We start from the raw sequence: 13,315 nt of genomic DNA on the forward strand, positions 1-13,315 counted from the left end.
TGTAATAATTTTAAGGGCATAGCCTTATGAAACTACAAAACAGCTTATTGGTCATCCGGCAATTGGATAAGAAAATGGAAGGGTTACAGCCCTTGCAGGGCTTCTCTATGCCGCAAGATGGCTGGATTCGCACGATTCGCAAAACGTTGCAAATGTCACTCCGGCAACTCGGCAAACGTATGTCGATGACACCGCAGAGCGTACTCGAAGTCGAAACCCGTGAGAAAGAAGGTTCTATCACACTCAAATCCTTAAGGGAAGCGGGGGAAGCCTTGAATATGACACTGGTTTACGGTTTTTTACCGAAAGACGGCTCGCTGGAAAAGATGATCGAATGGCATGCCCGTGAGCTGGCGCTTAAAATCATTTATCGTACTTCCACAACGATGAAGCTGGAAGATCAAGAAAACAGTTCAGTGCGGCTGAATCAGGCCGTGGAAGAAATGATGGAAGAACTTAAACGCGAACCAAAAAAATTATGGGATTAGCGGTTGAATACCAAGACGGACAGACCCCGCTCGATGAAGATGAAAAAGAAGGGCTGCTTATTCCATCCGTCACCACAAGGGGTGAACTGGATGAAGTGGAGCAGCGCAACATCGAAGAAGCGATCCGGTGGACCGTTCAGCGCCGCAAGAAATTCACTGCTAATGAAGTTCTGACCGAAGCATTCGTGCAGGAGCTTCATGTAAAAATGTTGGGTGAGGTTTGGCGCTGGGCCGGATCATTCAGAAACTCGAATAAGAATATCGGAGTGGATAAATACCAGATCGGTATCGAATTGCGCATCTTACTGGATGACTGCAAATACTGGATGGATAATAATATATACGGCTCTGATGAAATCGCCATTCGCTTCAAGCACCGCATCGTCAGCATCCATTGCTTTGCAAATGGAAACGGGCGGCATTCGCGCCTGATTGCAGATGTGATAATAGAAAAGATTTTCGGCGGAGAGGTGTTTACTTGGGGACGGCAGAATCTTGTCAGCCATAATGAATATCGCGCTTTATATCTTGCCGCGTTGCGCGCAGCAGATCGCGGAGATTTCGAACCGTTGATACGCTTTGCGCGATCATAAGATTGGTTGGGCAGGTTTAACAGCATGATAATTGAAAATACCCTTCCCCAACGGCTCCCGGCCGCTCCCATACCATACAGCTCCACGAACGTCCGACACCGCCGCTCAGGGCTTCTTGAGCTTCCTGACCCGGTCGAAATGCGGTTGCAGGTGAGATACCATTCCCTGCTTGAATTCCTCCGGCGTCCCTTCCCGCAGTATCTTCACCAGCCCCTGATGGGTCACTTTCCCGGAGATATATTTCTTGTTCTCCAGTTTCATTACATAGCCGAAAATAGGCAGCAGCAAGGTCTGAAATCTTTTCAGGGTATTGTTGCCCGTCATTTCATAGAGTTTTCCATGAAAGGCAATCTCATTACTGATGCGGAAATTATTGCCTTTTACTTCCCTCGCGGCGATCTCTTCCAGCTCATCCAGGTCCTTCTTCGTCTTGCGGATAAACAGCAGGTCGGCAATACCCGTTTCCAGCACCAGCCGCAGCTCGAACAGGTCCTGCAGGGTAGCCTCATCCATGATCTCGGGGTTCAGTACCTTTTCAAAGGTGCCTACAATATCAGGATTGGAAATGACCATGCCGGTCTTCTTTTTCGTTTCAATAATCCCTAACATTTTAAAACGGCTCAATGCTTCTCTGACCACATTCCGGCTCACTCCTAACGCAGCTGCCAGTTCCAATTCTGTGGGGAGGGGGTCTCCGGGTTTGAAAGACTCCCTGGCGAAATATTCTCTGAGGCTTGTCTCCACACGCTCAGCCATCGATTTGGAGGAAAGGGGTTTTATTCCGTTAACCATAGATTCCAAGTTTTGTACTACAAAAGAACAAATATAGATGATTTATTTCATCAAAATAATATTTGGAAACTATTTCGTCAACACCCCCTCACCTTGTCAGCAAAGCGATCAGCCCCTTGTGCTGCGGGAAGAGGGCAGACAGCGCCGCTCTGTCCGCCAGTTCAAAATCAGCAAAATCAAAGCCCGGCGCCACCGTGCAGCCTGCCAATGCAAAACCGCCCGTTTCCTCCACACAGGAGGCAAACCAGCTGCCCGCCGGGATCACCAGCTGCAATTGTTCCCCCTGCTCCGGGTTACGGCCAAGTTTATGTACCTGCAGGTCCCCGTCCGGCCTGATCTCATAAATATACAGCGTGGTCCCGTCATAAAAATGCCACATCTCATCGGCGGCAATACGGTGAAAAGCGGAGAAGTCCCCATCCTCCAGTAAAAAATAAATGCCTGTGGATGCGTTGCGTGGCCCGGAAAAGCCTGCAGGCAATGCCTGATGGCCGATCGTTAACGGCGCGCGGTAAGTTTCCCGGAAAGCGCCACCCTCTACATGACTGGTAAGCTGGAGCTGCTGCTTCCAATATTCGGCGGTTGTGTTTTTCATAGGCGAAAAATAAGCACAGTCAGGCAAATTCCCCAATGCTAAAAGGACTGCCTCCTGCGTAATGTATCCGGTCTTCGGACAGCCCGGTAGAGCGTTGCGTTTCCACTGAACGCAAACCGGCCAGGTTGCAAAGGACGGCCTCCTGCGTAGTATATCCGGTCTTTCGGACAGCCAGTAAAAACACTACGTTTCCGCTGAACGCAACCGGCCAGGCTGCACTGAGGCAGCCCTTTCCAATTATGGAGCATTAGTAATCAACTCAATACGGGTTCGGGGCGAACGCTGGCCACCGGTACAGATCTTTGCTGCTGTCTTTGCTTTTTCTTCCTCCCGAGCCAGATCATGGTTCCGGTAATGGGCAGGCTGGCACATATCAGGCTGGCGCAAAACATCATGATCTTGCCGGCCAGTCCCCATATAGCCCCGGTATGAATATCATAATTCATTTTCCGCAGCTTGTCCCCCGCTCCGGCGTCTGCATATTTGCCGCTATAAGGGCCGGTAGCCTGCAGTGGCTGCAGGGTGTATTGATCGAAAGTATAATTATCCCCTTTGTAATAAGTGCCGGGGCGAAGGTTAACGAATATGTTGAGCGCCTCAGCTTTGGTCTGCGGCGTGTACACGAACATGCCGGCGGTTTCCGGCATTTGTTGCTGAATACCTGCCCAGGCCCGGTCTACCGCCATAACCCTGGCGGCTTCCGTGGTATATCCGGTGGTGTCGGATACCGGAATTTTCACGTCCTTGAGGGATTTTCCCGTAGTGGCGTAATAAGTGGCATTGCTGAACCATTCAAAGCCCCAGACGAGACCGGTGAGCGCCAGTACCATGGCGATGATCATCACATAAAAGCCCAGCACATTGTGCAGGTCGTAGTTCTTCCGCCGCCATCTTGCATTCCATTTGATGGAGAACCGCTGTTTGGCCGCCCCTTTGTTCTTCGGCCACCAGAGGACCAGTCCGGATATCAGCATCACCAGAAAAACAAGCGTCGCCGAAGCCACCACAGGCTGCCCGATCTTCGGTGGCAGCCAGAGGTAAAAATGGCCATGAAGGATAAAATGGAAGAAATCTTCCTCCTCGCTCCATACCTTCAGCACTTTTCCGGTATAGGGGTCCATAAAAACCTGGTAATAATAATCGGGGTCCGCACCGTAATACATAACGGATGCACTTCTGCCCGGACCGGGGTAACTGACGCCGTTGGGCGCTTTGTCCGTAATATGTTTACCGGCTATCGCTATCAGCCGGGAAGGGGCAAGCGGTTCCTTTCCTTCCTGCACTTCCGCATGCAGATACGGGAATAACATGCTTTTGAACTCCTGTTCGAAAGCCAGTATGCATCCCGTAACACTAATCACAAAAACCACCAGCCCGGAGGTCAATCCAAGCCAGAGGTGTACTTTCCCTACTATTTTTTTCATTTTACCTGATCAGGGTGAGTTGCAAAGATGCGACCGGGGCAGGAAAAACCTTGCTCGAATCGGGAAAAAAAATTGCGGGAACGGGAAAAAAGGCCTTCCCGTTCAACAGCTATTGTCATGGATAAAACGCATTCATCAAATAATGTTTATAAATGAGCGATCGCTCATTTATCTTTGCGGACGTTATGCGAACAAGGGATGAGAACAAGGTTGATCTGATCTACCGGAAAGCCATTGAAATGATTGTGCATGAGGGGCTTGACGGTTTCGGGGTGAATAAACTGGCCAAAGCCGCCGGCGTTTCTCCTGCCACGATCTACATCTATTACAAAGACCGGGAAGACCTCATCATGCAGGTGACCCTGCGGGCGTCCAATCATATGCTGGAAGAAAGCATGAAGGATTTTGACCCGGACATGAGCTTTGATGAAGGCATGAACATCCAGTGGCGCAACCGCGCCAGGTACTTCCTGAAGTATCCGCTGGAGACCCAGTTTATCGAAAAAATGCGCTATACCCGGCATTACGACCGGATCTTTGAAGAGCTGCACAAGACCTTCAAGGAAAAAATGGGGCGATTCCACCATAATGCACTGGAACGCAAGGAGTTGATCAAACTCCCGTTTGAGGTATTCTGGTCGGTTGCCTTTGCCCCGCTCTACCAGCTGATCAAATTCCATACACAGGAAGGCAGCTGGGGGCACAAGAAATATGCATTCAGCGACGAAACCATGCAACAGACGCTTTCCCTTGTGCTGAAAGCGTTGAAACCTTAAAACCGCTTTTTATGAACAATGGCTTCTCCATGGAAACGGGTGTGGAAGTGCTGATCTTCCGTACCAATATCCGGTTCAAGAAAGACCTCCGGCCCGTAAGCGCGGTGCTGGACAAGATGCCCGGTATCCTGCGCTGGAATGTGGACCGTGAGGATACGGACAAGGTGCTCCGCATCGAATCCCGAAGCATCCCGCCGGCAGATATCATTAAAAATATTACCAGTGCGGGATTCCATTGTGAAGAACTGCCGGACTAAATTAAAACAACAATAACGAACCATGCGACCCAAGAAAGAAAGGCTTTTTACCCGGTACCAGGTATTCATGATCGCCCTGATCGCTTTGCTGCAGTTCACGGTGATCCTGGATTTTATGGTGCTGAACCCGCTCGGGGAGATCCTCCTGTCGGAAATGAACATCAAAACGGAACAATTCGGCCTGGTTGTTTCCGGTTACGCCTTCAGCGCCGGCATTTCGGGCATTCTGGCCGCAGGGTTTGCGGACAGGTTTGACCGGAAAAAGATGCTGATGGTCTTTTACACCGGTTTTGTGGCCGGCACTTTCCTTTGCGCCCTGGCCCCCAGCTACCTGTTCCTGCTGGGCGCGCGCATCATTACCGGTCTTTTCGGAGGGGTAATGGGCGCCATCGGGATGGCCATCATTGCGGACCTGTTTCTTCCGGAAGTACGCGGCCGCGTGATGGGCTTTGTGCAGATGGCCTTTGGCCTGAGCCAGGTGGTGGGCATCCCCATCGGCTGGGAACTGGCGAACCGCTTTTCCTGGCATGCGCCTTTCTGGATGATCGGGATATTCGGCGTAGTGATAGGCATCATTATGATGGTCTATGTAAAACCCATCACCGGCCACCTCACGGGGCAAACAGACAAGAACGCCTTCCGGCACCTGCTCCATACGCTCAGCAACCGCAATTACTTCCTGGCCTTCGGCACCACCATGGTGCTGACGGTAGGCGGATATATGATGATGCCTTTCGGCAGCACATTCTCCCGCCACAACCTCGGCCTCTCCGAAACGGACGTCACCATCCTTTTTGTAGCCAGCGGCCTGCTTTCCTTTATCCTGGGCCCGATCATCGGGAAGCTGAGCGACAAATTCGGCAAGGCGAACATGTTCTATGCAGCCAGCCTGCTGACGGCCGTGATGGTGTACATTTATACCAACCTGGGCATTACGCCGCTTTACATGGCTATCATTATCAGCGGCATCATGTTCGTTGGGGTTTTCGGCCGGGTGATCCCCTCCCAGGCCATTATGACCTCCATGCCTGCGATGCATGACCGCGGCGCCTTTATGAGCGTCAACTCCTCCCTGCAGCAGCTTTCCGGCGGCATCGCCGCTTTTGTGGCCGGCAGAATAGTGGTGCAGACCTCAAGCGGGGCGTTGCTGCATTACGACCGGTTAGGGTATGTGATGATCGTTGCTTTTGCCATCACAACCGTCATGATGTACCTCCTGAACCGGCAGATTATGGCTAAACAGACGCAACAGCCGCCGGTAGTGGCAGCTGCCTCCTGATTGATCAGGCCGGAATAACACAAAACGGGTGAACCGGGCAACCGGCGCACCCGTTTTGCATTTGGCAAATATTTAACAAAACAATACGGTACAGCTGATCCTCGTAACCCCGCATGGCGTAAATTTGCAGTACCCCGCTATTCACCCACTAAAACGGAGCTATTATGGAAAAGCAACCTATCCGCGAAGCATACAAACGCTATTGGCTGGAAAATGGCAAAAGACCCGTTTCTGTTTTCGCGCTCTGCAAAATACTGGACGTTCCTGAAGACTCCTTCTACGAATGCTACAGTTCCATGGAAGGCGTTGAGAACGATGTCTGGCTGGACTATTTCCAGCGCACGATCGACCAGTTACATGAGGATGAAACCTATCAGCAATATTCCGCGCAGGAAAAGTTGCTGGCCTTTTACTTTCTCTGGGTGCAGCAGCTGAAGCAGGACAGAAGTTACATCCTCCTGCAAAAAGAACGTTTCCAGTTCCCGGGTTCCCAGTTCCGCCAGTTGTCCACTTTCAAAAAAGCATTTTACGATTATGCCGCTAACCTTATCCGGGAAGGGTACCTCAGTTCCGAGATCAAAGAGCGGAAATATATCTCCGATCAGTATGTACATGGTTTCTGGATGCAGGCGCTGTTTGTACTGAAATACTGGAGCGATGATACCAGCGTCAATTTTGAGATGACCGATGCGGCGATCGAAAAAGCCGTGAACCTGAGCTTTCAGCTCATACATTCCAACACGCTGGACAGCCTGCTGGATTTCGGGAAATTCATTCTTGCCAGGAAATAAGACAAGCAGGGAACAACAATAACATGAAGGAACAAACGAATATCCCCACCGGAAAAGTGGAAAGGGCAGGCAGGTTTGTGACCACCGGCCTGAAAGTAGGCACCAATTATATCAAACATTATACCCGCAGGCTGATGGACCCATCCATCACCAAAGACGCGCTTCACCAGGAAAATGCGGAAGATATCTACGATACGCTGAGCAACCTGAAAGGCAGTGCGCTCAAAGTGGCGCAGATGCTGAGCATGGACAAAGGCATGCTGCCCAAAGCCTATACGGAACGCTTCGCCATGAGCCAGTACAGTGCGCCGCCCCTCTCCGGTCCGCTGGTAGTGAACACCTTCATCAAAACACTTGGCAAATCACCCTCCCAGCTCTATGACCAGTTCGATATGAAGGCCTCCAATGCCGCATCCATCGGGCAGGTGCATAAAGCCGTGAAAGACGGCAAACAGCTGGCCGTGAAAATACAGTATCCCGGTGTGGCCAATAGCGTGAAATCGGATCTCCGCCTCGTCAAACCATTTGCCATCCGCATTGTAGGCATGAATGAAGTGGATATGGATAAATATTTCGAGGAGATCGAATCCAAACTGCTTGAGGAAACGGATTATGCGCTGGAACTGCGCCGCTCCCAGGATCTGTCCGCCCGCTGCGCGCACATTCCCAATCTTGTTTTCCCCGTCTATTATCCCGGAATGTCGTCCGACAGGATCATTACGATGGACTGGCTCGATGGCAAACACCTGAAAGAATTCCTGCTCACCGATCCTTCGCAGGAAGTACGGAACCGGATCGGACAGGCGCTGTGGGACTTCTACCAGTTCCAGGTGCACCAGCTGAAACAGGTGCATGCAGACCCTCACCCCGGCAATTTCCTGCTTCGGGAAGACGGCACCGTGGGCATATTCGATTTCGGATGTGTGAAAGAGATCCCCGAGGATTTTTACGTCAATTATTTTCTGCTGACCGACAAGGAAGTACTGAAAGACGAGGTCCGCCGCAAAGAAATATATACCAATCTGGAGATGATCCATCCTTCAGATACGGAAAAAGAGATCGTTTTCTTCTCCGGCCTCTTCCAGGAAATGATCCGCCTGCTGACCCTGCCCTTTACGGTAGACCGTTTTGATTTTGGCGATGAGGAGTATTTCAATGAGATCTATGCTTATATGGATTACCTGTATAACCTGAAGGAAGTGCGCGAGTCCAAAGTAGCCCGCGGCAGCCGGCACTCCCTCTACATCAACCGTACTTACTTCGGGCTCTATTCCATGCTGAGCGACCTGAAAGCGGATATTGTAACAGCCATTTGATACAATTGGTTTTCCGGTTCAAAAGCGCTCTGCAATTTCTCCCGGTGCAAACAAGGCCTGCACAGCTGCAAAGTGCAGTCTCTTGCGTTTCCATTATCGTACCATTTCCCGTATAACCAATAGAAGCACCGGTAACATTGCCATACCCCCTATTTCCATTATTATCGTACCATTCCTCGAATAACCAATAGAAGCACCGGCAACATTGCCATACCTCCTATTTCCATTATTATCGCACCATTTTCCCGTATAGCCAATAGAAGCATCGGCAACATCGCATCATTTCCCCCTATCCTCATTTGCAATGAACCGGACAAGCTCACCTCCCGGCACACCACTGCTCATTCAAAAAATAAAAAGCGTCCTTTATACCCTTATTTTTACCAATTGTGTATATTGGCAGGATAGAACAGATAATTTGCAATATCTTTTCTTTTTCCACTTGGCTAAATCGATTTAGCCTATGAAAAACTGATAAAAAAAATAAAGAGACACGTCACAGTCATGAAGCAATTATTATTCATCCCCCTGGGCGCCCTGGCCCTCGGTCAGGCAACCGCCCAGGCACCTGTCCGCCAGGCAGATCCGGTCAACTTCTCGCAGGTGCAGATCACTGACGCTTTCTGGAAGCCCAAACTGGAAAAAGTGGCTACGGTCACCATCCCCGTATGCATCGAACAATCGGAAGTGAAAACCCGCCGGATCGATAATTTTGAACGGGCCGCCCGGAAAAAAGGCGAAAAGCACGAGGGCATGTATTACGACGATTCCGATGTGTACAAAGCCCTGGAAGCCATCGCCTATTCCCTCAAGAACCATCCGGACCCCGCCATCGAAAAAAAGGCGGATGAATGGATCAGCAAGATCGCAGCGGCACAGGAACCGGACGGGTATCTCAATACTTATTATACGCTGACGGGACTCGACAAGCGCTGGAAAGATATGGAGAAACATGAGGCCTACTGCGCCGGTCATCTCATCGAAGCAGCCGTTGCCTATTATAATACTACCGGAAAAAGAACGCTGCTGGATGTGGCGATCCGTTTTGCGGATCATATCGACCGGTATTTCCGGGTACCGGGCAAGCCCTGGGTGACCGGGCACCAGGAGATAGAACTGGCCCTTGTTAAACTTTACCGCACCACAAAGGATGAAAAATACCTCGGGCTGGCGGACTGGCTGTTGCAACAGCGGGGGCACGGCCATGGTGTGGGCAAGATATGGGACGACTGGAAGAGCCCGCAGTATTGCCAGGACGATCTGCCGGTGAAAGACCAGCGCGAGATCAGGGGGCATGCGGTGCGGGCCATGTACCTCTACACCGGTATTGCGGACGTTGCCGCCGTCAACAACGACCCTTCTTACCTCCCGGCCATGCAAAGCATCTGGGAGGATGTCGTGCACCGCAATATGTACATCACCGGAGGCATCGGATCGTCTTCGCACAATGAAGGTTTTACGGTGGATTACGATCTGCCGAACGAAAGCGCTTACTGCGAGACCTGCGCTTCCGTGGGGATGGTGTTCTGGAATCAGCGGATGAACCTGCTGACCGGTGACGCGAAATTTGCCGATGTGCTGGAACGCAGCCTCTACAACGGCGCGCTGGACGGTCTGTCTTTGAGTGGCAACCGTTTCTTTTATGCCAATCCACTGGCTTCCCGTGGCAAACATGAACGCAGCGAATGGTTCGGCACGGCCTGCTGCCCTTCCAATATTTCCCGGCTGATCGCCTCCCTTGGCGATTACATCTATGCAAAATCAGACGAAGCCATCCTGGTCAATCTCTTTGTGGGCAGCAACACCACCATCCCGCTGAAAAAAGGGAAGGTGCATATTTCGCAGGAAACGAACTATCCCTGGGAAGGTGGCGTGACCATTCATATATCCCCGGAACGCCGGATGAAAAGCAAACTGATGGTACGCATTCCCGGATGGGCGCAGCATGAACCCGCTCCCGGCAGCACCTATTTCTATCTTGCCACATTCAAAAAAACTTTTTCACTGACCATTAACGGCCAGCCTGCGGCTTACACCATGCAACAGGGATATGCCACGATGGAACGGGAGTGGAAGAAAGGCGATGTGGTGCAGCTGGAACTGCCGATGGATGTGAAACGTGTGCTGGCGACAGACAGCATAAAAGAAAACAGGAACAGGGTTGCCCTGCAGCGCGGCCCGCTCGTGTATTGCGTGGAACATCCGGATAACGGCGGAAGGGTGAGCAACATCCTGCTGACGGACGATGTGCAGTTTTCCACGAGTTATGATCCCGCGCTGCTCAATGGCGTGGTAAAGATCCAGGGCGAAGCGCCGGTGGTGAAACCGGGCACGGACGGTATTTCCATACAGACCAGCCGGCAGCAGATCACCGCTATTCCTTATTATGCCTGGGCCAATCGAGGGCCCGGGGAAATGCAGGTATGGATGCTGCGCAAAATATCCGATATCACCTTACAGTAAACAGTATATCAAAATTCAACTACGCTATGAACTGGCAAAATGTCAAAAAACTATTCGCATGCCTGCTGATCTCTCCCGCTGCATTTGCACAGGTAGAGCAATTACCGGCTTATCCGCTGATCACCCACAACCCTTACTGGTGCATCTGGTCTTTCGGGGACACCTTGAACTCGGCTCCCACCCGGCACTGGACGGGCACCAATCATTCCATGATCGGCATCCTTAAAGTGGATGGGAAAAACTACCGCTTCCTCGGAAAGGAAGAAAGACCGCTGAACACCCTTGTGGCCACAACCGATGAAAAGCCTTACGAATTCAGCTACACGGAATCGCAACCGGCGGGTGACTGGATGAAGGAATCATTCAACGATGGCCAGTGGAAAAAAGGCGCGGCACCTTTCGGGGACGACAAGCGTACGGCAAAAACTCCCTGGACCAGCAGGAATCTCTGGGTAAGAAGAGCATTCACCCTGAACGGTCCCGTACCGGAAAAACTGTATCTCAAATTGCAGCATGATGATAATATCAAAGTATATCTCAATGGTGAGCTGGCCTACACGCATAGCGGCTGGAACCACCGCTTTGATTATATCCCGGTGACTGATGCCATCAGGAGCAAACTGAAAAAAGGCAGGAACATCATGGCCATCCATGTGGAGAACACCGCAGGCGGCCAGCACCTGGACGCGGGCCTCAGCACAGAACTGAAAAGCTCCGGCCAGCCGGTACTGCAGGCCATCCAGCGGAAAGTAAATGTTACGGCTACCCAAACTGCCTACGAATTTACCTGCGGCGATGTGGACCTTTCCCTTACTTTCACATCCCCCCTGCTGATCAAAGAACTGGATGTACTGGCAAGGCCGGTATCCTACGTTTCTTTCTCCGCAAAATCGAACAATAACAAAGCACATGCGGTGCAGCTGTATTTCGGCGCATCCTCGGATATTGCTGTAAATATGCCGTCCCAGGAAGTCACCGCGGAAAAATATGCTTCCGGTCAGCTGACGGTATTGAAAACCGGCACAAAAGAACAGCCGGTATTACAGAAAAGAGGGGATGACCTGCGTATCGACTGGGGTTACCTGCACGTAGCGGCGCCCGCTTCCGCACAGGTGAAACAAAGCATCGGCAACGCACATGCATCCATTCAGCAATTCACCTCCAACACAAAGGCCACTGCGGTAAACAGCGGCAGGTCCCTCATGCTGAATACCGTATTCGATCTGGGTAAAACCGGCAACACGGCCAAAGAGGCTTTTGTGATGCTGGGATACGATGATGTGCTGGGCATCCAGTACTTCGGACAAAACCTGAAATCATGGTGGGCCATGGAGCCTGGCACGACTATGGAGAAAGTGCTGACACAGGCGCACCAGGAATATAAAAGCGTGCTGGCAAAATGCGCGGCGCAGGACAAGGAGATCTACCAGGATGCCGTAGCGGCAGGCGGTGAAAACTATGCCAAACTCTGTGTTGCCGCATACCGCCAGAGCATTGCGGCACATGCCCTGTTGAAAAGTCCTGATGGAGAGATCCTCTTCCTCTCAAAAGAAAACTACAGCAACGGCTCCATCAATACGGTGGATGTTACCTATCCCTCCGCTCCGCTTTACCTCGCCTATAATCCGGATCTGCTGAAAGGCATGCTGAACGGCATCTTCTATTACAGCGAAAGCGGCAAATGGAAAAAACCTTTCCCGGCGCATGACCTCGGCACATACCCGCTGGCTAACGGCCAGACTTATGGAGAAGATATGCCGGTGGAAGAATCCGGCAACCTGATCATTCTCACCACGGCCATTGCACAGGCGGAAGGCAATGCTGAATACGCGCGCAAGCATTGGAAAACGCTGACCACCTGGACGGATTACCTGGTGAAAGAAGGGCTTGATCCCGCCAACCAGCTCTGTACGGACGATTTCGCGGGCCATCTTGCGCGTAACGCGAACCTTTCCATAAAAGCCATTGTTGGCGTTGGCGGTTATGCGAAGATGGCAGGCATGCTGGGAGACAAGGCCACGGCGGCAAAATATGCAGCCATTGCCAGAGAAATGGCCACAAAATGGCAGCAGCTGGCAGATGCGGGCGACCATTATGCCCTGACGTTCGATAACAAGAACACCTGGAGCCAGAAATACAACCTGGTATGGGACAGGATACTGCACCTGCAGCTCTTCCCGAAATCGGTGTATGACAAGGAAATGGCCTATTACCTTAAAAAGCAGCAGCCATACGGCCTGCCGCTGGACAGCAGGAAGACCTACACCAAATCCGACTGGATATTGTGGACGGCCAGTCTTGATAACAACCCCGCACACTTCAAGGCCCTGACCGATCCGGTGTATAAATTCATGGAAGAAACGCCGGACCGCGTACCTTTGAGCGATTGGCATGAAACAACAAACGGCAAAAAGATCGGTTTCCAGGCCAGAAGCGTAGTGGGTGGATATTTCATCAAGGTGATGGACGATAAATGGGCAAAATAAAAACGATGGGATGCCACGGTCGCCGGTAGCGGCAGGCGTGGCATCCCCGGATGAA

At 51.5% G+C, this 13,315-nt stretch carries 12 protein-coding genes; 9 read left to right on the forward strand and 3 right to left on the reverse strand.

What is annotated here, in order from left to right; translation table 11 throughout:
• Window positions 1-26 precede the first annotated feature (26 nt).
• Together FW415_RS22820 and FW415_RS22825 are read left to right on the forward strand one after the other, a co-directional pair.
• Window positions 27-488, forward strand: a complete 462-nt coding sequence (locus FW415_RS22820; protein WP_148389416.1) for a mobile mystery protein A — start codon at window positions 27-29, stop codon at window positions 486-488.
• The gene (locus FW415_RS22825; protein ID WP_148389417.1) at window positions 479-1,081 is read left to right on the forward strand and encodes a mobile mystery protein B; all 603 of its coding nucleotides are present in this window, start codon (window positions 479-481) and stop codon (window positions 1,079-1,081) included. The genes FW415_RS22820 and FW415_RS22825 overlap by 10 nt, the downstream gene beginning before the upstream one ends.
• A 105-nt stretch (window positions 1,082-1,186) precedes the next feature.
• Here FW415_RS22825 and FW415_RS22830 read toward each other — a convergent pair whose 3' ends face one another.
• The 3 genes from FW415_RS22830 to FW415_RS22840 all read right to left on the reverse strand — a co-directional run bounded on the left by FW415_RS22830 (window position 1,187) and on the right by FW415_RS22840 (window position 3,892).
• Window positions 1,187-1,873: a FadR/GntR family transcriptional regulator gene (locus FW415_RS22830; protein WP_148389418.1), complete on the reverse strand. Its 687-nt coding sequence runs from the start codon at window positions 1,871-1,873 to the stop codon at window positions 1,187-1,189.
• Window positions 1,874-1,961: 88 nt separating this feature from the next.
• The gene (locus FW415_RS22835; RefSeq protein WP_148389419.1) at window positions 1,962-2,468 is read right to left on the reverse strand and encodes a cupin domain-containing protein; all 507 of its coding nucleotides are present in this window, start codon (window positions 2,466-2,468) and stop codon (window positions 1,962-1,964) included.
• A gap of 254 nt (window positions 2,469-2,722) precedes the next feature.
• Window positions 2,723-3,892: a PepSY domain-containing protein gene (locus FW415_RS22840; protein ID WP_148389420.1), complete on the reverse strand. Its 1,170-nt coding sequence runs from the start codon at window positions 3,890-3,892 to the stop codon at window positions 2,723-2,725.
• Window positions 3,893-4,044: 152 nt separating this feature from the next.
• Here FW415_RS22840 and FW415_RS22845 point away from each other — a divergent pair, with 152 nt between their 5' ends.
• The 7 genes from FW415_RS22845 (at window position 4,045) to FW415_RS22875 (ending at window position 13,260) form a co-directional block, all read left to right on the forward strand.
• The gene (locus FW415_RS22845; protein ID WP_246858843.1) at window positions 4,045-4,668 is read left to right on the forward strand and encodes a TetR/AcrR family transcriptional regulator; all 624 of its coding nucleotides are present in this window, start codon (window positions 4,045-4,047) and stop codon (window positions 4,666-4,668) included.
• Between the two features lie 11 nt (window positions 4,669-4,679).
• On the forward strand, window positions 4,680-4,925 hold the full coding sequence (locus FW415_RS22850) for a hypothetical protein (protein WP_210420777.1): 246 nt from the start codon (window positions 4,680-4,682) through the stop codon (window positions 4,923-4,925).
• Window positions 4,926-4,947: 22 nt separating this feature from the next.
• Window positions 4,948-6,204 carry an MFS transporter gene (locus tag FW415_RS22855; protein WP_148389421.1) on the forward strand — a complete coding sequence of 419 codons (1,257 nt, stop codon included), beginning with the start codon at window positions 4,948-4,950 and terminating at the stop codon, window positions 6,202-6,204.
• 164 nt (window positions 6,205-6,368) lie between these two features.
• Window positions 6,369-6,995, forward strand: a complete 627-nt coding sequence (locus tag FW415_RS22860; protein ID WP_148389422.1) for a TetR family transcriptional regulator C-terminal domain-containing protein — start codon at window positions 6,369-6,371, stop codon at window positions 6,993-6,995.
• A gap of 23 nt (window positions 6,996-7,018) precedes the next feature.
• The gene (locus tag FW415_RS22865; RefSeq protein ID WP_148389423.1) at window positions 7,019-8,311 is read left to right on the forward strand and encodes an AarF/ABC1/UbiB kinase family protein; all 1,293 of its coding nucleotides are present in this window, start codon (window positions 7,019-7,021) and stop codon (window positions 8,309-8,311) included.
• A 504-nt stretch (window positions 8,312-8,815) separates the two neighbouring features.
• Window positions 8,816-10,774, forward strand: a complete 1,959-nt coding sequence (locus FW415_RS22870) for a glycoside hydrolase family 127 protein (protein WP_148389424.1) — start codon at window positions 8,816-8,818, stop codon at window positions 10,772-10,774.
• 26 nt (window positions 10,775-10,800) lie between these two features.
• Window positions 10,801-13,260 carry a glutaminase family protein gene (locus FW415_RS22875; protein ID WP_148389425.1) on the forward strand — a complete coding sequence of 820 codons (2,460 nt, stop codon included), beginning with the start codon at window positions 10,801-10,803 and terminating at the stop codon, window positions 13,258-13,260.
• The last annotated feature ends 55 nt before the right edge of the window (window positions 13,261-13,315 follow it).

The sequence above is a fragment of the Chitinophaga sp. XS-30 genome, from assembly GCF_008086345.1.
Lineage (GTDB): Bacteria > Bacteroidota > Bacteroidia > Chitinophagales > Chitinophagaceae > Chitinophaga.

Coding starts and splice junctions, on each gene's coding strand:
- FW415_RS22820 (WP_148389416.1), top strand. CDS start 27: ATGAAACTACAAAACAGCTTATTGGTCATCCGGCAATTGGATAAGAAA.
- FW415_RS22825 (WP_148389417.1), top strand. CDS start 479: ATGGGATTAGCGGTTGAATACCAAGACGGACAGACCCCGCTCGATGAA.
- FW415_RS22830 (WP_148389418.1), bottom strand. CDS start 1,873: ATGGTTAACGGAATAAAACCCCTTTCCTCCAAATCGATGGCTGAGCGT.
- FW415_RS22835 (WP_148389419.1), bottom strand. CDS start 2,468: ATGAAAAACACAACCGCCGAATATTGGAAGCAGCAGCTCCAGCTTACC.
- FW415_RS22840 (WP_148389420.1), bottom strand. CDS start 3,892: ATGAAAAAAATAGTAGGGAAAGTACACCTCTGGCTTGGATTGACCTCC.
- FW415_RS22845 (WP_246858843.1), top strand. CDS start 4,045: ATGAGCGATCGCTCATTTATCTTTGCGGACGTTATGCGAACAAGGGAT.
- FW415_RS22850 (WP_210420777.1), top strand. CDS start 4,680: ATGAACAATGGCTTCTCCATGGAAACGGGTGTGGAAGTGCTGATCTTC.
- FW415_RS22855 (WP_148389421.1), top strand. CDS start 4,948: ATGCGACCCAAGAAAGAAAGGCTTTTTACCCGGTACCAGGTATTCATG.
- FW415_RS22860 (WP_148389422.1), top strand. CDS start 6,369: ATGGAAAAGCAACCTATCCGCGAAGCATACAAACGCTATTGGCTGGAA.
- FW415_RS22865 (WP_148389423.1), top strand. CDS start 7,019: ATGAAGGAACAAACGAATATCCCCACCGGAAAAGTGGAAAGGGCAGGC.
- FW415_RS22870 (WP_148389424.1), top strand. CDS start 8,816: ATGAAGCAATTATTATTCATCCCCCTGGGCGCCCTGGCCCTCGGTCAG.
- FW415_RS22875 (WP_148389425.1), top strand. CDS start 10,801: ATGAACTGGCAAAATGTCAAAAAACTATTCGCATGCCTGCTGATCTCT.